Source organism: Amycolatopsis sp. NPDC005003, assembly GCF_053600695.1.
Genome location: NZ_JBSGAI010000003.1, coordinates 255,390 through 274,545, shown reverse-complemented (window position 1 = coordinate 274,545; position 19,156 = coordinate 255,390). Strand labels below are relative to the sequence as shown.

Genomic DNA, 19,156 nt, shown 5'->3' with positions numbered 1-19,156 from the left:
GCGCGGTGTGCGTGCCGTGTGCGTGACGGCGGCCAATCTCGGGGCACGGAGAAGACCTCGAGAAAGCGGTTTGTCATGCATGACGTGGTGATCGTGGGAGCGGGCCCGGTGGGGCTGTTCCTGGCCTGCGAACTCGGCCTCGCGGGCCGGTCGGTGCTGGTGCTCGAACGGGAGCCGGAGCAGCGCTCCCCCTGGCGGAGCTTCCCGCTCGGCATGCGCGGCCTGTCGGGTGGGTCGGTGGAGGCGTTCTACCGCAGGGGAATGCTGAAGCCGCTGCTGGCCGCGTCCGGAGTGGACGAGCCGCCCGTCCCGGACGAACCGGCGCCCCCGCGGTCGGCCGGCCACTTCGCCGGCACGCCCCTCGACCCGGCCGACGTCGACCTCGCGCGCCTGCCGTACCGGCTGCCCAGCCCGGCGCTGGACGGCATCATGACCAGCCTCGAAGCGGTCGCGGAGGTGCTGGCCGAGCGGGCCGCCGAGCTCGGCGTCGAGATCCGCCGTGGCGTCGCGGTCACGGGCATCGACCAGGACGGCTCGGGCGTGGTCGCCCAGGCCGGCGAGCGGGAGTACCCGGGTCGCTGGCTCGTCGGCTGCGACGGCGGCCGCAGCACGGTCCGGCGGCTGGCGGGCTTCGAGTTCGCGGGCACCGAGCCGCAGCTGACCGGCTACCTGGCGCTGGTCACGCTCGCCGACCCCGCTCTCCTCCGGCGGGGTTTCGCCCCGACCCCACAGGGCATGTACGTGACGATGTCCGAGCCGGGCCACCTGGGCGTCCTGGACTTCGACGGCGGCGCGTACGACCGGACCCGGCCGCCGACCCGGGAGCACCTCCAGTCGGTGTTGCGCCGCGTGTCCGGCACGGAGGCGACGCTGGAGGAGGTCCACTTCGCCGCCACTTTCACCGACCGCGCAAGGCAGGCGACCACGTACCGCCACGGCCGCGTCCTGCTGGCCGGCGACGCGGCACACATCCACTCGCCGCTGGGAGGCCAGGGCCTCAACCTGGGCATCGGCGACGCGCTGAACCTGGGCTGGAAGCTCGCGGCGACGGCGGCCGGCACCGCCCCTACCGGCCTCCTGGACACGTACACGGCCGAACGCCACCCGATCGGCGCACGGGTGCTCGACTGGTCCCGGGCCCAGGTGGCGACGATGCGCCCGGACCCGCATTCCCGGGCGGTCCGGTCGCTGGTCCACGACCTCCTGGCCACCCGCGACGGCACGACGTACGTCTTCGAGCGCACTTCGGGGACCTCACTGCGCTACTTCGGCGACCACGGCCTGGCCGGCCACAACGCCCCGGAGTTCGTGCTGGCGGACGGAACCCGCCTCGCCGACCTGCTGCAGGAGGGCCGCGGCGTCGTGCTCGACTTCAGCGGCCGCCTGCAAGACGTGGCGCCGCGGCATATCCGCTACGTCACGGGCCCGGCGCGCGAGGACCTCGGGTTCGGCGCGGTGCTGGTCCGCCCGGACGGAATAGTCGCGTGGGCGGGCGACCGCGTCCCGGACACCGGCGCGTTCGAAGCGGCCGTGCGCCGCTGGTTCTGAATGGGGCCAGCAGCTCGCGGGACTCGGCCGGGGAGAGCGCACGCAGCGGCAGCGGCAGGTCCCTTCCACCACCGCCGGCTCGGGCAGCGGGCCGGCTGGTGACGACGGTCAAGCACCCGGGCGCCCCCGGCAGCAGCGACCGGACCTGCGCGGCGTCGCGGACGTCGGCCAGCACGACGAGCACCCGCTGGTTCGCGAGCAGGCTGCTCGATGCTGTGGCGGGCACCTCCAGCTGCGGCGGCAGGTTCCTGAGGTGCACCCGACCAGGCTCGGGCGAGCCGGCCGGGGGCAGGGACCCCGTTTGCAGGTTGAGATCGATCTTGGTTTCCCGACGAGCACCCACGATGAAGTTTGGCCATTCGGCGAGCGGGCGGATACTCCGACCATGGACGAAACGAAGGTTGAGCAAGGCTTGACCAGGGCGCGCCGTGGACGTAACTTGATATTTTTGTTACTTACGGCAACTATTGGATCCGTCGCAGCCCTGATCATTCTGCTCGGCAGACCACGGGTGCCCGACGCGGCCATTACCGGATTTGTCACCGCCGTGATCACCGGAGTGGTCAGCATAGTATTGGCCGCCTTCAACTACTTCGATCGACAAAGAGAAGCCGATGAGCGCCTGGCGACGCAAACAAAAGATAGAGACGAGAGGACACAGACGCGCCAAGAAGAGAATATCTTCCACGCACTGGAATACTTCACAGGACGAACCCAGCGACGCAACGTCGGAATCTCAATAATCGAAGGATACTGGCACGATATTCCTAGGCTTCGCGGAATTTTGATCCCACTGCTCGTAAATCAAGGTAAGTACCTGTTGCTGCAATCAGAAAATACAGACTCCGAGCACGAAACCGATAACTGCATTCGCATTATGCAGCTACTCACCGCGCCAAGCAAGCTGCAGTCGCGCGATTCTGATTCTAATTTTGACCAATACTACCAGGAACTGCAAAACGCGATCGACGAGCGACTTGGACGACGCGAAGACCCGGACAAGCAGCATCAGCCGCGCGGGGTAAAAGTGTCAGAAAAATACCTGAATGAATGGAAAGAGCAACTTGAGGCAAAGTTGACACCGCACTAAACCTGCTTTGCGCTAGCGCCGGGACCTGTCACGACCTCCCGCGCATCGACGAGAGGTCGTACGTCGCCTCGAGGACCAGCACGCCCGTCAGCCGAGGCCGATCAGGGTGATGATGGTCTGCGTGGTGCCCCCGACCAGGCTCGGACAACATCTGCACGCACGATTGCGTCCGCCGAACTGAGGATATCCAGCGCAGTAGTGCTCTCCACCTGCCACCGCGCACGACGAACATGACCGCCGCAGAGGCCGCTGTCACCTGCTTCTGTCCGGCAACCGATCTAGACGGGCATCGGGCTGACCGGGAGTGTCGACTGTGATGGCTGCGACGGCGGCGGGCGAGCCGCGTACACCTATCAGGCACCCTCCGGTCGATTGATCGCACCTCTCGTTGAGGAGGACCTCACCGGTGCGTTGTTTACGGACAGGCTTGGTCAGCTTGACTCTCGACAAACCTTACGCAGAAGTTGCCCGCTGGTAGCGGGCCATGACAGAGCACCACCCGAGGGCTTGCCTGAGCAGAGGGGGCACCACGGCGAACAAAGTAGCGACCATCACGGGTTCGCAGCGCGGCTCGCGCAGTCGAACAAGTGGGTGTGACCCCTGCCGGCGTTCCCGTGGTGAGCCACGAGGCATGGACCCGTACCCGCGCCGAAGGCATCCTGGTGTGATGGCCCTTAGAGCGGTACACCGGACGATCCTCGTCGTGGACGTGGAAAGTTTCGGCGCGCCGACGAGGACCGACCGCGATCGCCTGGCCATTCGGCAGGGTCTCTACTCGGTTTTGAAAACCACATTCGAGAACATGAACGCCATGTGGGACCACCACGAAGACTGCGGCGACGGACTCCTCATCCTAGTTCACCCCGAGGTCCCAAAAAGCGTGCTGGTGGACGACTTACCGGACTCCCTCACTCAATCGCTCGACAGTCACAACGAACGCCATCCCCCCGCACAGAACATAAGATTACGTGTGGCACTGCACGCCGGCGAGGTGCACATCGACGAGACCGGTGTCACTGCTACGGCCGTCAACGTCGCGTTTCGACTCATCGAAACCGAAGAGCTCAGGCAGGCTCTCAAACGCACTCCCGCGACCATCGCGCTGATCGTGTCTTCGTGGTTCTTCGACGAAGTCGTCAAGCACAGTCTGACGAGGGCCGCATATCGCCCGATCCGGATCGAGGTCAAGGAAACATCCACGGTCGGCTGGATCCGGGCACCCGACGGTCCTGATGTGCCGATTCCGGTCACCCCGAACCAGCTCCCGGCGAAGCCCGGGCATTTTTCCGGTCGCGAAAGCGAGCTGGCCGAACTTGACCGCAAAGTGAACGGCATCGATCGACAACTCTTGGTGATCACCGGCCCGGGAGGCATGGGAAAAACAGCCTTGGCACTGCACTGGCTGCACCAGTTGAGCCACCGGTTCACCGACGGGGCTCTGTACGCCAACCTCGGCGCCGACGCGCTGCCTGGCGAAGTCCTCGGTCGACTGTTGCACGATCTCGGCGTGTCTCCGCCGCGAGCGCAAGAGGAACGAGAAGCCGTTTTCAGAGCGGTGACGCAGCGGAAGTCTCTTTCGATGCTTCTCGACGACGCCGCATCCGCGGCTCAGGTCCGCGAACTGCTCCCGGCAGTCGGGCTGGTCGTGGTGACGACCCGACGCCAACTGCCCGGCTTGATCGCGGACGGCGCCGAGTTCCTCCACCTCGAACCACTAGACGAAGCAACCGGAGTGCAGGTCTTGGGCGCCGCCGTCAGCCGCAGGAGAGTGCTGTCGGAGCTCGTGCACGCCGAAGCTCTCGTCCGGCTCTGCGCCGGTTTGCCGCTCGCGCTGACTGTGGTTGCCGCGCAACTACTTTCCCATCCACACCGCACGTTACGGACTCAGGTGTCGTTGTTGCAGGACAACCGAACCCGGCTGGCGAGACTCTCGATCCGCAACGACTTCTCCGTATGGACGGTGATCGACATGTCGTACCAGTCCCTCACGCCGGAAACATCACGCCTTTACCGGCTGCTTGGCCTCCACCTCCGCCCAGAGTTCCCGCTGGGTGCGGCGGCGTCCGCGGCCGGCCGCCCGGCCGACGAAACCACGGAGCTGCTCGACGAGCTGCTGGACGCGAATCTCCTTGAAGAGGTGGGTGATCAGCGCTTCCGACTGCCGGAGTTGATGCATTTGTTCGCCCGGGAGCGGGCCGAGGCGGAAATTCCCCCAAGCGAGCGAACTTTGGTCAGTCTTTCGATGACTGAGTGGTACCTGAGGTGGGCCATAGCCGCGGACCGGGCGGCGCGAACCGGGCACCGCCGTCTCCCCTACGAATTCTCGCTTGCCAGTGGCGAACGGGCGAGATTCGACGACCGTGCGGGCGCCCTGGCTTGGCTGGAAGCAGAGTTGCCGAACATCGTGGCCGAAGCCCGGCGGGCGATCGACGCGGGCGAGCCTCAATTGAGCTGGCAGCTGTGCGACACCATGTGGTCACTGAGGTTCCGCGTCGACCAGCGGGCCAACCTGCTGATCCACCGCACCGGCGCACGAGCGGCCGACCTTTGGGGCAACAACTTCGCCATAGCAAGGGCCTACTTTCGCCTCGGCTTGGCCGAGCTCGACGCCGTTGAGCTCGCGGCCGCCGACGAGCACCTGGCCACCGCACTGCGCATCAGGGAACGCATCGGCGACCATCGAGGGGCGACGAACGTCCGAGAAGGACTCGGGCTCCTCGCGCTGCGCTCCGACCCTGCGGAGGCGGTCCGTATTCTCTCCCTCGTCGTGGAGGAGAAACGCGCGCAAGGTGATGCACGACGACTGGGCAGGGCGCTCGTGAACCTCGGGCGGGCACTGCTCACCCAGCGCGAGCCGGCGCTCGCCGTCGAGTACCTGGAAGAAGCCGAGCGGCAGTTCTCGACGATGCCCGACGCTGACGACTACGACCATGCGCCGCTCGGGGTGCTGCTCGGCCAGGCCTACCAGGATCTCGGGCAGCACTCGAGAGCCGTCGCCCAAGTGCGCAGTTCTTTGGAACGAGCGATCCGCCTGCAGGCACGCCTCGCCCAGGCCGAAGCTCACCAGGCGCTCGGCGCCATGGCCGAACGCTCGAACGACTGGGGTGTTGCTCTCGAAGAGTACCGCCAGGCAGCGAACATCTTGGAGAGGTGGTCCACAGTGGAGGCCGCGCGTGTCGTGGCTCGCATGCAAGCCTTGAGCGGGAGCACCCGGCCCGGGCAACCGCAAGAACCGGGCGAATGAGGGTTGGTCCACACCGCTGGCTACACTTCCGCCGATGAACCGCCCGATCGGCCGAACTGTGCCTCTGACCAGGTCAAGGGGGGACTCGACGTGCGCTCTGTTCGGCGATCACCCGGGCTGGAAGATCGAGGACGGGACCGCGCGGCGAGTACTTCGCAAAAAGAGCGCGACACGGTGGCTGATTGAGGACCTCGGGAACGGCGACCTCAGTATGCTTCGGCTGTCCGGGGACGACGATCCGCCGATCCAGGACGTCTTCGACCCGAGGACGCTGCCGGTGACCAACGAACTGACCGAAGCACTGGCCGCTCGCGGCCCCTTCTTCCGGGTTCGCAACCCCGACCTCTGGGATGCCCTCGCGACCGGCTTGATCAGACAGGTGATCAGGGCCGGCCAGGCAAAGAAGCTGTACCGCCTGCTCTGCGCCGAGCACGGTGAGCGAGTGGACACCGTGAACGGTCCCTTGTTCTTCTTTCCCGCTCCCGAAGTGCTGCGAAACCTGCCGGACAGCGAGTACAGCCGGCTGGGGCTCTCCTTCAAGCGGGACGCACTGCGCATCGCCGCCGAGGCCATGCTGAATCATCAAGAAGAGTGGACTGGTCTGTCACCTGACGAGCTGTCGACCGCACTGCTTTCCATCCCGCGAGTCGGTCCGTGGACAGCGGCCGCAGTCATAACTGACATCACCAACGATTTCTCCCACTACGCACATGGCGACCTGGCCGTTCGCACCTGGGCCCGCCGGCTGGCCCCGGGTATGCCGTGGCCGGACAGTGAGCAGGCTTTCGCTCGTCACTGGCAACACATCGCGGCAGGACATCTGTCTTGCCTCACCGCTCTCACTCTCGCGCTAGGCGGTACCTCGTGATCGACCCACTCATCGTGGGTGCCGACACCACTCGGCCACTCGACTGCCTCTTCGTCAACGCGCCGCTCCGGGACTACACGGAGCGTCCCCGGGCCAACGACTTCACCTTGCCTGTCCTGGGCATGGCCTACATCGCTACTTTCGCGGCGGCACAGGGATTCAACGTAGGTGTACTCGACGCCGAAGCATATGGCCTGGGTATCTCGGCCGCAGCGAAGATCGTCAACGATGCCGAACCGCGCTGGGCAGGTCTGAACCTGCTCGCCCCGACATACGAGCTCAGTGCCGGAATCGCCGAGCAGCTCGACCCGCGGATCAGTCTCGTCCTGGGTGGCCACCACGCACGTGCACTGCCCAGCGACATCCTGCTCGATCAGCGGATGGCGCGTTGCGAGGCCCTCATCATCGGCGAAGCCGAAACACGCGTGACGGAGTTGCTCTACGACCTCGGCAACCGTACGAAGCTACCCGGTGTGATGTGGCGCGATGCGGCAACAGGTCGAATCCGGGTCAACAACGCGGAAAAGGGTCACCAGCACCTGGCGCCGGACATCAACGCGATGCCGTTCGTGAACCGCACCTACCTGCCGCAGGACCCGTTCTGGACGCCCGAAGGCCGCCTGGAGGCGGCGATGGTGGGCGCTCGCGGCTGTCCCTACGACTGCTCCTTCTGCGGCGCCGCGGTAAGCGCGAATCCGGACGTGACGATCCGGACGCGCCACCCCGACAACATCATCGGTGAAATGTTCACGTTGCGCGAAGAACTCGGCGTCACCGTGTTCCGGTTCGTCGACGACCTGTTTCTGGGCGCACATCGGGTGATCAAGACGATGATGAGTGCGTTCCGCGCGGAGAACATCGGCAAGGACCTCAGCTGGGACGCCACCGGCCGCATCAACGTGCTGCACCGCGAGTCTGACGAGACCCTCGAACTCCTTGCCACCAACGGACTTCGTGAAGTCGCTCTCGGCATCGAGTCGGGGAGCGACCGGATGCTGAGCAGGATCGACAAGCGGATCACGCGTGAGATGACAAAGGACACCGTTCGGAGGTTGCTGCGGCACGGGATCAACGTGAAGGGCTACTTCATCCTCGGTATGCCCAGTGAGACGCGCGAAGAGACGGATGCGACCGTGCGCCTGGTCAAAGAGCTGTGGACGATGGCGGACGAAATCGAGGGCGGCACCTTCCGGGCTTCGGTTTTCGAATACCGCCCATATCCCGGCACGCTCGACTGGCAGCGGCTCGTCGCAGAAGGCAAGTACCGCCGCGAGGAGCTGCTGGCCTACACCGCGGTCGACCTCACGTCGAGTGGCTCCGACGAGTCCATGCGCGCACGGGACGAGTTCAACTTCTCGGTCAACCTCCAGTTCTGCGAATCGCCGGTGTCATACCTCCGCGAAAGACTTGTCGAACTCACCCAGCTGCAGTTCGAGCGCAAACCGGCCAGGTTGGTTCGAGCGCACGCCGAGCTGCCCCAGAACCGCACGCCCGTACCACAGCATGGATCCTGAGATGCCCAGCCGAGCGCGCACCATCGTCGACGTCCACCTCCTCTTCATTCTTGACGGACAGCTCTTGCTCACCCGGCGAAAAGGGGGGTACGGAGACGGGATGTGGCACCTGCCGTCCGGACACCTCGAGCCAGGCGAGTCGCTTGTCGACGCAGCAGCTCGCGAGGCGGCGGAGGAGGTCGGCCTGCGCCTCAACACGTCAGACCTCACCCTCGTCCACTCGGTTCACGTGCGGGGCTCGGGGCCAGAACCCCGATTGGGCTTCTTCTTCGCGGTGAACGCCTGGCACGGTGAGCCGACCAACCTCGAACCGGAGAAATGCGACGCGGTCACCTGGTTCCCGCTCGACGCACTCCCGGAGAGGATCATCGACTATCCGCGCGTCGGGATCACCGGCTACCTTTGCGGAACTTCGCTTTCCATCGTCGGCTGGAGCTCGGGCAACCCAAACGGCGCAGAGTCGACCGACCAATTGGCGGTACTGTCGATCAAGTGAGGGTGATGCGGTAAGGCATGGGCTTCTGTTCAGGTGCCGTGCCGTCCCGATTACCGGCGTCGACAATCGGCGAATCCGACGGCAATGCAGAATACGATGAAGAGCGAGCAGGCTCTCTTAACCGACTTCCTGGCGGAGAATGATCTTGCGCCTTGAGTCACTCGTTCTCAAGTGGTTGCGAGTGCCGTCGGAGGCTCGCTTCGATGAAGCGATGCGCACCGAAGGCAGCAGACTTGTCGCAAGCGGCATAGGCCTGATCCTCACCGTCGAAGCGAGTTTCACTCGTCCGCTGTCGCCCGACGGGCTGGTACGTGTTCTGACCAACGTCGCCGGCCTCGGCGCCGAGGCCGGCGACGATTCACCGGTCGTGGTGGTACTCGCCGGGTTCGATCGCAAGTCAATCGATGTCGCGGTAGCTCAAGTGCGCCACGGTCGTTATCTGCTGATCGACCAGCCCGGCCGCGGCCGCTGGTGCGGCGGGTCTCCATCGGACTGCGACCCGGAAACCGTGAACACGGTGCTGAGAATGCTTCAGGACCAGGTGACCGACCGGCTTCACCGCGTATTGGCAGAGGCCGGTCCGGGAGTACACAACGGGCTTTTCCGCGGGCCAACCCTCAAGCTTACCAACAAGTGGATCGACGTCGACACCGTGCTGCGCGAGGCGGTCGGCACGACGACGGCGGCTTTCCTCATCGCGGGCCAGATGATGGCACACGGGACCAAGCTCGCTCCCGAGACGCAGGTCCTCCGGGTGGCCACCGCCACCATGGAATGGGTTGACGCGGTGGCCCGATGCGCGGGCGTCAAAGCCAACGCCGACGTGATCATCGACGAGTTCGACAGCAGCTCGGAAGAGCTCGAGCGGCTGAAGGACGACACACCCATCGTTGTGTGCACCGACCTCATCCTCACCGAAAACAACGCCAAGCGGGCCCTGGCCGAAGTCCTCAACTGGCGAGCGGTCCCGATCCTCGTCCTCACCGCCTTCGACGCCCGCGGGCACGGTGGCGACATCACCGTTCTCGACAGCTCGGTGCCCGTCGTGAGCCTCGCCCAGGTCGCGGTGTCCACCTCTATCAGCCACGGCGCCACGCCGGTGGACGTCGACCCGGTCCTGCGGTCGGTCGTCCCCCGGCGCCGTGTCGAACGCCGGTATCCGTGGGACCCAGGCGAGTTCCTGACGGCCTGCTCGGCCGTTGAGCGCTCGCTGAGTCTCGGACACACGGGCCGAGCCGCGCACCGCCACTTCACGGTCAACTTCGACGTCGGCAGGCTCATCGCCGACGGCAGCCCGCTGCGCACGCAGATCGTCGACCGACTCGTGGCCGAAGTGGTCGCCTGGTCTGCCCAGATGACCTCGCTGGTCATCTGCCACCCCGACCACGCCGAGGAGTACGCCGGAAGACTGGCGCGCCTGGTCTCCACCGAGCTGCGACGGGCCCTGCCCGGCGTGACCGTGTCCACCGTGCCGGTCCGTCGCGCGGTCCTTGGCTCCCGCTGGGCCTTCCCGGAAGGGCTGGATGACATCCCGCCGGAATCCGATGTCGTGGTGCTCGACTGGGGGTCGATCGAGGCCGTCACGATCACCCAGCTCATCCGGCTGGCCGCCGAGGCGGGGGCGGGTCGGGTCTTCGGTCTGGTCTTGCTCTGCCAGCTGCAGGAACACGACGAGCGAGCGCTCACCATGATTCAAGCGGTCCAAGGCACCCGGCTGTCGGGCGAAGGCCCCACCATCGTCTCGGTGCCCACCCGGGTCCAGTTCGTGACCGCCGTCGGCCTCTCGGCGATGCCCTTGAACAAATGCCCGCTCTGCGCGCTGGCCAGGCAATGGGAAGCGGACACCCACCGCGGCCTGCCGCGAGTCATCGAACGGCACTTGGAGAAGCTGGGAGACACCCTGCGCGTCCGGAGCAGGGCCGAGGTCGCCAACAGCCCGTTCGACGCATTCGGCGCGCGCACCGAAAACGTCGCCGCCTACATCCGCCTGAGAATCCGCCTGCTTGCTGCTATGCGGGACACCGCCATCAGGCAGCTCGTCGCCGACGAGTTCATCGATCTCGCAGCCCACGGCACTCGGACCGCTCGACATGCCGCGATCAACATCCTCGCCGCCGAACGCCAGTGGCTGAAGCTTCCGCCGCTGCGGTTCGCCAACTGCCGTAAAGCCGTCGCTAAACTCGCTCTGGCCGTGGCGCTCGAGAAGGAGACCAGGCGGCGTCTGCGCCTCCAGGCCGTCATCGTGCTCGTCGCGGCCGCTCCGGAGGTCCTGGTGCGCGAACTGCCCAAGCTCTGGGAGTCGTTCAGCGGCAACTCGCTGCTTACCCTGCATCTGCTCTACCAGCTGCACCGGATCGCCGAGCGCAGACGGGGCGACACGCCGGTGGAACCGAGCGAGTTCCGCGACCAGATCGCCCTGTGTCGGGAGGCGTTGAAGAAGACGCCGTTTCGCATCCCGGGCGTGCGTGAGGAACTCGCGTGGCAGCTGACCAAGCTGAACTACCGGATGAACATCCGGCTAATGGGAGAAACGCAGGGTGACGCCCGCAACGCGTGGCGAGCCCTTCGCGACCAGTACCTGCACCGGCTCACTGACCACATCGACGCCGAGTCGGCGATCCTGCAGTTGCGCCTGCACATGGACAACGTCCGCTACCAGGGAGGACTCGATGCCGCGGGATGGACCACGGTGCGGCGCAACTGGAGCACGGTCGTCACGTTCCTGGCCGACTATCTCCTGCCGTTCCTCCCCTCCCTGGCGGAACCTTTGAACGGCGCCTTCGCCGAGGAGCACTTCGACACCACCGAACGCGAAATCCTCACCGAGCTCTCGTCCGCCGAGTGGGTTCGCTATGTGAACCGGCTCGAAGGACAGTTCCGGGTACTACAGGAGGCGGGGGACCAACCAGAACAGGCCCGCAACCGCGATGAGCTGGCGAGAAGTCTCCAGCTTCTGCACGAGACCATCCTCGAGGCCGGCGGCACCGAGCTGGAACTGGCTCGGTTCGCCCACTTCTTGAATGCCTGTCCAACCGAGCTGGGCAGTTCACTCACAGCATGCATACAGAAGTCAGAGAATGCCCGGAACCCCGTGCACATCACTCTGGGCCCCGGGGACATCCCTGAGATCGAGGTGTTCTGCCACGAAGAACTCCTCGAGAACACCATCAACCAGCTCATCCGGAACACGGTCACCAGGAAACATCGCGCACCAGGGCAGGAGAACGAGGTCGTCGGCCTGGAGATTTCGGTCACGGTCGACGACAAAATTGTGCGCGTGTTCTTCCGCAACACCGGGACCGTGCCCACCGAGGTACCCGGCCGGGGAATCGCCACCGCACGACGAAAACTGGCCGACTTCGGCGGCAGCCTGGTCGAGGCCGCGCCCACCGGAGAGTGGAGTTTCGAGATAGAGCTTCGCCTGCGCCGATGGTCGGACGAAACCTGGGAGGGTTCTGCAGGTGCCTGATTCACCTACTGTCGTGAGAATCGCCTTCGTCGATGACGAGGAACAGAACTACCGGCCCCTGCAGCGTCGCATCGAGGAATACTTCGAGGACCTCAAGTGCGCAGCGAGGATCGATTTCATCATGGACCCCGACGAGGCGTTCGACCGCATCGGCCACGGCGCTCAGCCCTATCACGTTGTCGTCGCCGACTTGCTGTTCCCGCTACCACAGGCCGAAGGCACGAAGGACAAGGTGCAGGACGCCCGGGGTCTTGAGATAATCGAGAAGGCAAAAAGACGTGATCGGCAAACAGTCGTGGCGGTCATCACCCGAAAGGTGGAACTCCGCAAGAGGGCACGGGACTCCGGCGCCGACATCGTTCTACTGCGCGGCGACATGCTGGTCGACTCCAACTACGGCGGTCCGCGCAACCTGGTAAATGAAATCCACAAGCTGCTTTGCGAACGCGGTCTGGTCGCAGCCGGTCCGGAACTTCGTTACGATGACAACGATCCGGGCATCGAAATGGTGCTCGACGACACCAATCCGTCCGGTGCCACGTTGCGTCTGCTGATCGCCGACGTATTGTCCAGCGACGACGAACAGGCCGCCACGGCCAGACTGTCGTACGTTCCAGGCGGAGCCTCCGGCGCGCACGTGCTCCGCGTCGGCCTGGAACGGGCGCGCGGATCGCAACGGACCTACCTGTTCAAGCTCAGCAAGGACAAGGCGGCGCTCGCCCGGGAACTGGAAAACGCCAGGCGTGCGTTCGGTCTGTACGGCCCGATGTTCGCCGTTCCTTACGTCCAGTCGAACCAGCCCGCGTCCAGAAACGGCTGGTCGGCCATCGCCCTGGTCTTCGCCGAAGGCGTCACGTCATTTCAGGAATGGCTGCATTCATCCTCACCCGAGGCAGTTCCCCCCTTGATGAACCAGCTCTTCCTGGACCGCGGCCTCATCGCAGGCTACCGGCAGCGCATCACGCCGGACGACACGTCCGCACACCCCATGACCAGGCTGCAGCTTCCCGCGTTCAGGCGGAACAAGGTGAAGCACGCGATCGAGTGGATCCGGCATTCACTCGGCCAGGTTTCCTCGTCGCTCCCGGACAGCCATGAGCTGGTCAACATCGTTCGCGGCTTCGTCCGCAACGCCCAGATCGGCGACCTGCTTCTGAAAGACGTCCCGGCTCAGCTCGAGCTGGTGGAAGCACACGGTGATCTGCACGGTCGAAACATCCTCGTGTCGACCGACGACCACTCGCGGCCGATGATCATCGACTTGGCCGAGTTCGGCTCCCACCACTGGGCGGCCGACGTGGCTAGGCTCTCCGTGGATCTCGTTCTCCGTTGCGTCGATCCCAAGGAGAAGTGGTACCGGTGGGACAACTTCGACGCGTGGCGCCGGCTGGCGAGCTCACTGGGCGACCTGGTTCCCCTGCAGGCCGGTCCCGACCCCCATAACGACAGTGTGTTCGCCGCCCTCGAGTGGATGATCGAGCACCACGAGCAGATCCTGATCCACGCCGGCGACCCCGGTCACCGTTGGGAGTGGAACGTCGCACTGGCCGAACAATTCCTCCGCAGCTGCTACAGCACGAGCCTCTCGGACCCGAAGCGGGCGCTGGCCCTGGTGGCTGCCCACGACCAGCTGCTGACAGCGAGAGAGATCGCGCCGCGGCACCAGCAGTACTGACCACCGCCGATGCCGGTCATGGCGCATGCCCCGCCCTCCCTGGGGGAACGCCCCCGGTGACTATTTCGCCGAGCGGGTCTTCGGCGACCTCCCTCGCGCAGCCCTGGCTGACGGAGATCGGCTGAAGCGGACCGTGGCGAACATCGAACGCCGCCAGGCCGCCGTCCTGCGCCAAGCCATGGGCGACCCGCACTAGACCGCGAAGACAGCGAACGTGCAGACGAGGTAATGCCCCCGACGGGACTCGAACCCGCACTGAATCGATTTTAAGTCGACTGCCTCTGCCGATTGGGCTACGGGGGCACCGCACACTCTAGGCGAACGCCTCCCAGCCGCCCCACAGGACTACGCCGTCAGCTTCCAGACCGCCGCCACCAAGCCGACCACCAAGGGATGGACTCGAACCGCCGTCCGCGCGAGTGAGCGCAACGCCAGCGCCACCCCGCGGTCGCCCAGCCAAGCCAAACGGGTTACGCCGTTGCCGTAGACGTACGCCAGGTGTGGTGGGGCCTCGCCTGCGCGGCGGCGGGCTGTGCTCACCCAGTACTCCGGCAGCACCAGCAGCGCCGCGATCAGGGTCACCGCGTCGCGGGCCGGCTCGATCAATGTCCTGAGGGCCACCGGGACCACGAACCGGACGCTGACGCAAGCCACCGTCATGACCAGCAACAAACCGGGGAGTGCCTCGGGGAACAGGGGCCACATCACGCACCTCCGCGAGACGAGGACTGCTCTTCGAAGCTGAGCTGGCGCGCCGCGTCCGTTCCGGTCAGCACTCGGTTGATCGAGGCCTGCATCCACTGCATCACGATGCGGACCTGGTCGTCGATCTGCCAACGATCGAGCGCGTCGGATTCGATGAGGCGGGTGATGAAGTCGAAGACCTCCCGGCGGTGCGTGTCGCGCTCCTCGACGAGTGCGCGGACCACCGGCTCTACTTCCTTCGGGTTCTGGGCCAGCTGCAAGGCGAACTGGTCGAGGTCGCCGCCCTTGATGAGTTCCTTGAACGCCGCGACCTCGGCCTCCAACCGGACGTTGCGCTCCTTCTGCTCGTCCATCCGCAGCCGCACCAGCACGTTCGTCCACAGCCCGTGGTCCGCCAGCAGCCAGTTCTCGGAGAACTGCGCGTTGACCGCCTTCTCCGCGGTCTGCACGTCCGCCGCCATCAGCGCCCGGCTCGCCTCCCGCAAGCCCGCCAGCAACGGCGGGACGAGGACGGGCCGGATGTCCCTGATCCCCTCGGCGACGACCACTTCGGGCTTCTTCACCCGCCACTGGACGTCCACTTCCGCGCGGAAGACGAAGGCGTCGCCCATGCTCGGCAGCGCGATCTCCAGCGACAGCTGCTGCAGCGAAAGGTCGACCTCGAAGACCGAACGGAAGCCGCCCCACAGGAGCTCGCCCGCGGTGGGCTGCTGGTGCCGGCCGAAGGTGACCATCCGGCCGTTGCCCTGGACGAAAACCCGGGCGACCCACGGCCGCATCGGCGCCCGGTTCCGCACGAAGCCCAGGCGCCCGACCCGGTCGTCGCCCACGATGGGCTGGTAGGCGGAGCCGTCGAGCGTCCGGACCGCGGGCCGGTCGCCCTCCGAGTCCGGCACGGACGGCTCGGGCTTTTTCTGCTGCTCGGCCTCCTCTTCCTTCGGCTCGGCTTCTCCGGAGACCTTTTCCTCGGTCATACGACCACCCTCATTTCGGTCCGGGCACGAATCGACGCGGTCAGCCTTTCCGCCACATCGGGCTCGAGCGGATCGGCCCAGTCTTTCGTCAGCCGCCCGATCAGGTAGAGGAGCCGCTGCTCGTCGCCCTCCTTCTCGACGAGCCGGACCATGAACCCGGCCAGGACGTCGAGCAGCGCCGGGTCGTGCTCCGCACAGCGGATCCACCGGGCGAGGAAGTGCCGGGCCAGCGCGTCGCCCTCGCGGTTGCGCAGCGACCGCCGCAGCAAGCCGCAGATCGGCTCGGTGAGCCCCGGATCCTGCGAATGCAGGGTCAGCAGCAACGGCCACTGCTCCGCACCGGCAGGCAAGGCGGGCCGGTCCGCCGCCGCCATTTCGAGGCGGTCGAGCTCGAAACCGTAGAAGTCCGTCAGGTGCCGAAGGCTTCGCAGGGCGAGCCGACGGAGACTGCTCCGATCGCTGTCGAGCCACCGCCGGAGACAGTCGAGCACCTCGGTCACCCGGCCGAAGGCCAGCAGCTTCGCCACGCTGTACCCGGCGATCCAGACGACGTCCCAGTCGTCGCCTTCGTCCAGCGGTTCGCGGCTCTCGGACGGGGTGCCGAGCACCCTGAGCTCCTCCAGTGTTTCGTCCACGCGAAGGCGGCCCAGCGCGAAGCCGTACGTCGCCGCGGCGGTCCAGCGCAGCGGCCGGGAACTCGATCGCCGCCAATCTTCCAGCCGTTCGATGATGGCCGGACGGAGGTCGTCGTCCTGGGCGGCCTGGTCGAGCGCGATCGCCGGCGACAGGCGGCGGTTGCCCAGCAGCCACCCGCGCGCGCCGTCGACGGCGCGCGGCCGGATCATCTTGGTGTAGACGTAGACGAAGTCGCGGCGGCAGAGGTAGCCCATCGCCTGCGCCGCGCGGACCCACATCATCGGCCGCTCGTCCTCGGTCAGCTTCGTCAGCCACGCGTTGATCGGGTCGCGCATCCGGTAGTGGTACTGCCAGACGTGGTCCAGGATCGCCGTCGGGTACCGCGGATCGTGGAAGCTCATCAGCGGCATGGGCACCGCTTCCCGGCCGAACGTCGCGAAGCCGTCGACGATCTTCGCGCGCAGCGCCGGCAATCTGCTTTCCGGGTCGTCGGCGAACAGGGGAACCTGGTACTCGTCGTCCTTGCGGGTCGCGGCGACGAACTTGCCGCCCAGCAGTTCCGCCGCCTCGGCCACGAGGTTGTAGGGCGAGTCGTTGAGCACGGCCAGCGCCACCCGGAAAGCGCTCAGCCGAAGCGCTTCGTCGAGCTCGGCACCCGGCGAGAGCCCCTGCAGGGCGGCGAACCACTCGGTCACCTGATCGGAAACCGCCGAAGCAGCCTTTCGCTCGACGTCTTCGCGGGTGATCTCACCCCGTGCGTGCCGGACGAGGAGTGTGGCCATCCGCACCGACTCCTGCGGCCGCGGGCAGGGGCCCAAGGCCTCGGCGGTCCACGACGCCGCCTGCAGGTCCGCGAGGTCGCCCTCGATCCCGGGTGGGTCCTCCGGCCGGATCTCGTGCCGGACGTGCTTCGCGAGCAGCTCGCCAGGGTCCGGCGGTTTGTGGTCGAACGCGTAGCCGCCGAACATCTCCGCCGATCGGGGGTCGGACGGCGCGATCAGCACACAGAACGAAGAGGCCTTCTTGAGCCGGTCGCGGAGCTCGTCGAGGTTCTCCTCGGTGAGCGCGCCGGCCAGTCCGCGGGACAGCTCGGCGACGTAGCCCGCGTTCTTCTCCGGGAAGTCGGCCGTGACGAGCGACTTGACGTTCTCGCCGGTGCGGAGCCGGAACACCCTGCTCCTGGCCACCCGGTCCAACAGGTGCAGCGCCGTGGTGACCCGGCCGGTGCCCGGCTGACCCCGCACCAGGATGACATTGCGTTGCTCCAGCATGTCGGCCATGTCCTGGTGGCAATCCACCGGCAGGTAGCGGGCTCTGACCCATTCGAGCATGTCCTCGCGAACCGGGCCGGGCCGGCGCGAGATCTCCCGGCCGAGGGAGATCTCGTACCGGTCGCCGATCTGGACCTGGCTGATGTGGGAATGGGTGAAAGTGGCGTTCGGCGCGTACTGCGCGAGCTTGGGCGACAGGTAGCGTTCCCCTTGGGAAAGGGCTTCCTTCACGCCCCTGGCTTCGTCGTCACCTCGCTCTTTCTCGTTTTCCGACTCGGCTTGCTGCGCCGCGTCACGCTTCGGGGCCGCGGGTTTCGGCGTGTCCGGCTTTTCCGGACCGCTTCCGGCTTTCGGAGCTGCCTTGGCGGCCGCCGGCGCGGCGGGCGGTGCGGGCGGTTTCCCCGCGGGTTTGTCGCTCATCGGCCGGCCCCCCGGTTGTCGTGCCACGAGCCGACGACGACCGGTCCGTGGAAGGTCCCGTTCTCGAAGTTCGAGACCGGCCCGCACGCCACGCCGATCCGGGGCGCGGTCGTCGAAGCCGCCTTTTCCGTTGGCGGCGCGGGTTTCGGCGGGACCGAGCAGCCCGGAACGCGCACCCAGGACTCGGGGCCGGTGCCGAGCGGCCGGTAGCTGTCCGCCAGCACCATGCGCGCCGAGGACCCGGCGACGAACCGCCGGTGGACGTCGTCGGTCACCACGACCACGACGGGACTGTCGATGCCGGCCAGGAACCGGGCGGCACTGCCGGCCACTTCGCGAGCGGCCGCGGTGGCCCGCCCGAAAGCCACCCCGACGGCGATCCGCACGTCCGGCGCGCACGCGTCGAGTGCCTCGCTCAGGTGGTGCAGCCACACGCCCAGGACGAGCTCACCGGGCGTGCCCGCGGGCAGTGCCATCACCAGCGCCGCACCGTCCTCGGTCACCTCGTCCGGCGCGGCGATCCCCGCCGCCGTGAACGACGTCCGCACCACCCGGTCCAGGAAATCCGCGCTGACGGGCGAATCGGGTCGCAGCTCCAGCACCACCGACTCGGGACGGGCGAGCTCGGCCACCACCTCGGCGGGCACGCCGGGCACGCGGATCCAGGCGGCGGCGGTGAAGTTCTTCGCCGGGAGGTCCACGCGGATCCGGGTGAACTCGGCCGCGGGAACTTCGGTGAGGCACTGGCGCACGCACCCGTCGAAGATCGGCTGGGAAAGGACCTGCACCAGGTTGGCCTCCGGCAGTCGGCCCAGCACCGTTCGCGCCTGCTCGGCATCCACGAGCCGGCTGACGTGGACCGGTCCGTCCGACGCGTAGCCGTGCGCGGCCGGCACGGATCCACCGTGGTGCAGCGCCAGCCGCAGCCGCAGCCGCTGCTCCGGACGCCGAGCGTCGTTGAACCGCCCGAGGCGGGCATCGAGCTCCCGGACGAACCGCCCCGCCAGCGCGGGTTCGGCGGAACCGTCGCCGATGTGGGCGAGGAAGCCGTCACCGCTGTCCTGCACCACCCACGACGCTCGATCGAGCCCGGCACTCCCGGCCGCGTCGGACACCGCGTCCGCCAGGGCCTGCTGCAGCTCGGCCTGCTGCCGCCCGTCACGGGCCCCGTATCGCCACATGTCGACGGCCAGCAGCAACGCCCGCGAGAACTCGGTGTGGTCCGGCAACGCGGCCTCCTCCGGAA

The 19,156-nt window shown here is 66.7% G+C and carries 13 protein-coding genes and 1 tRNA gene; 9 read left to right on the top strand and 5 right to left on the bottom strand.

Translation table 11 applies throughout. The features are described 5' to 3' along the window. The first annotated feature begins 75 nt into the window (after positions 1-75). The 9 genes from ACWED2_RS05570 (at position 76) to ACWED2_RS05530 (ending at position 14,100) form a co-directional block, all read left to right on the top strand. Positions 76-1,548, top strand: coding sequence for an FAD-dependent monooxygenase (locus ACWED2_RS05570; protein WP_449689233.1), 1,473 nt, complete (start codon positions 76-78; stop codon positions 1,546-1,548). Between the two features lie 385 nt (positions 1,549-1,933). Beyond that, a complete protein-coding gene (locus tag ACWED2_RS05565; RefSeq protein WP_449689232.1) occupies positions 1,934-2,638 on the top strand; it encodes a hypothetical protein in 705 nt (234 codons plus the stop codon). Between the two features lie 703 nt (positions 2,639-3,341). Further along, the gene (locus ACWED2_RS05560) at positions 3,342-5,882 is read left to right on the top strand and encodes an NB-ARC domain-containing protein (protein ID WP_449689231.1); all 2,541 of its coding nucleotides are present in this window, start codon (positions 3,342-3,344) and stop codon (positions 5,880-5,882) included. 34 nt (positions 5,883-5,916) lie between these two features. Then, on the top strand, positions 5,917-6,750 hold the full coding sequence (locus ACWED2_RS05555; RefSeq protein WP_449689230.1) for a DNA-3-methyladenine glycosylase family protein: 834 nt from the start codon (positions 5,917-5,919) through the stop codon (positions 6,748-6,750). Next, positions 6,747-8,264 (top strand): B12-binding domain-containing radical SAM protein, encoded by a 1,518-nt coding sequence (locus ACWED2_RS05550; RefSeq protein WP_449689229.1) that lies wholly within the window; start codon positions 6,747-6,749, stop codon positions 8,262-8,264. Before ACWED2_RS05555 ends, ACWED2_RS05550 begins: the two co-directional genes overlap by 4 nt. Position 8,265: 1 nt before the next feature. Then, the gene (locus ACWED2_RS05545; RefSeq protein ID WP_449689228.1) at positions 8,266-8,760 is read left to right on the top strand and encodes an NUDIX hydrolase; all 495 of its coding nucleotides are present in this window, start codon (positions 8,266-8,268) and stop codon (positions 8,758-8,760) included. 211 nt (positions 8,761-8,971) lie between these two features. After that, positions 8,972-12,229 (top strand): hypothetical protein, encoded by a 3,258-nt coding sequence (locus ACWED2_RS05540; RefSeq protein ID WP_449689227.1) that lies wholly within the window; start codon positions 8,972-8,974, stop codon positions 12,227-12,229. Positions 12,230-12,242: 13 nt separating this feature from the next. Continuing rightward, on the top strand, positions 12,243-13,904 hold the full coding sequence (locus tag ACWED2_RS05535) for a hypothetical protein (RefSeq protein ID WP_449689226.1): 1,662 nt from the start codon (positions 12,243-12,245) through the stop codon (positions 13,902-13,904). A gap of 25 nt (positions 13,905-13,929) precedes the next feature. Continuing rightward, positions 13,930-14,100: a hypothetical protein gene (locus tag ACWED2_RS05530; protein ID WP_449689225.1), complete on the top strand. Its 171-nt coding sequence runs from the start codon at positions 13,930-13,932 to the stop codon at positions 14,098-14,100. Between the two features lie 33 nt (positions 14,101-14,133). Here ACWED2_RS05530 and ACWED2_RS05525 read toward each other — a convergent pair. The 5 genes from ACWED2_RS05525 to ACWED2_RS05505 form a co-directional block, all read right to left on the bottom strand. Further along, positions 14,134-14,207: transfer RNA gene (locus ACWED2_RS05525), tRNA-Leu, on the bottom strand. Positions 14,208-14,249: 42 nt separating this feature from the next. Next, positions 14,250-14,612, bottom strand: a complete 363-nt coding sequence (locus tag ACWED2_RS05520) for a hypothetical protein (RefSeq protein ID WP_449689224.1) — start codon at positions 14,610-14,612, stop codon at positions 14,250-14,252. Then, the gene (locus ACWED2_RS05515; RefSeq protein ID WP_449689223.1) at positions 14,609-15,583 is read right to left on the bottom strand and encodes a hypothetical protein; all 975 of its coding nucleotides are present in this window, start codon (positions 15,581-15,583) and stop codon (positions 14,609-14,611) included. Before ACWED2_RS05515 ends, ACWED2_RS05520 begins: the two co-directional genes overlap by 4 nt. Next, entirely contained in the window at positions 15,580-17,910 is a 2,331-nt protein-coding gene (locus tag ACWED2_RS05510; RefSeq protein WP_449689222.1) for a hypothetical protein, read from the bottom strand. Before ACWED2_RS05510 ends, ACWED2_RS05515 begins: the two co-directional genes overlap by 4 nt. Then, positions 17,907-19,139, bottom strand: a complete 1,233-nt coding sequence (locus ACWED2_RS05505) for a hypothetical protein (protein WP_449689221.1) — start codon at positions 19,137-19,139, stop codon at positions 17,907-17,909. Before ACWED2_RS05505 ends, ACWED2_RS05510 begins: the two co-directional genes overlap by 4 nt. Between the last annotated feature and the right edge of the window lie 17 nt (positions 19,140-19,156).

What these genes read in the sequence shown, in the direction of transcription:
- ACWED2_RS05540 (WP_449689227.1), top strand. Translation starts at nt 8,972, where the DNA reads ATGCGCACCGAAGGCAGCAGACTTGTCGCAAGCGGCATAGGCCTGATC.
- ACWED2_RS05515 (WP_449689223.1), bottom strand. Translation starts at nt 15,583, where the DNA reads ATGACCGAGGAAAAGGTCTCCGGAGAAGCCGAGCCGAAGGAAGAGGAG.
- ACWED2_RS05510 (WP_449689222.1), bottom strand. Translation starts at nt 17,910, where the DNA reads ATGAGCGACAAACCCGCGGGGAAACCGCCCGCACCGCCCGCCGCGCCG.
- ACWED2_RS05530 (WP_449689225.1), top strand. Translation starts at nt 13,930, where the DNA reads ATGCCCCGCCCTCCCTGGGGGAACGCCCCCGGTGACTATTTCGCCGAG.
- ACWED2_RS05555 (WP_449689230.1), top strand. Translation starts at nt 5,917, where the DNA reads ATGAACCGCCCGATCGGCCGAACTGTGCCTCTGACCAGGTCAAGGGGG.
- ACWED2_RS05545 (WP_449689228.1), top strand. Translation starts at nt 8,266, where the DNA reads ATGCCCAGCCGAGCGCGCACCATCGTCGACGTCCACCTCCTCTTCATT.
- ACWED2_RS05565 (WP_449689232.1), top strand. Translation starts at nt 1,934, where the DNA reads ATGGACGAAACGAAGGTTGAGCAAGGCTTGACCAGGGCGCGCCGTGGA.
- ACWED2_RS05570 (WP_449689233.1), top strand. Translation starts at nt 76, where the DNA reads ATGCATGACGTGGTGATCGTGGGAGCGGGCCCGGTGGGGCTGTTCCTG.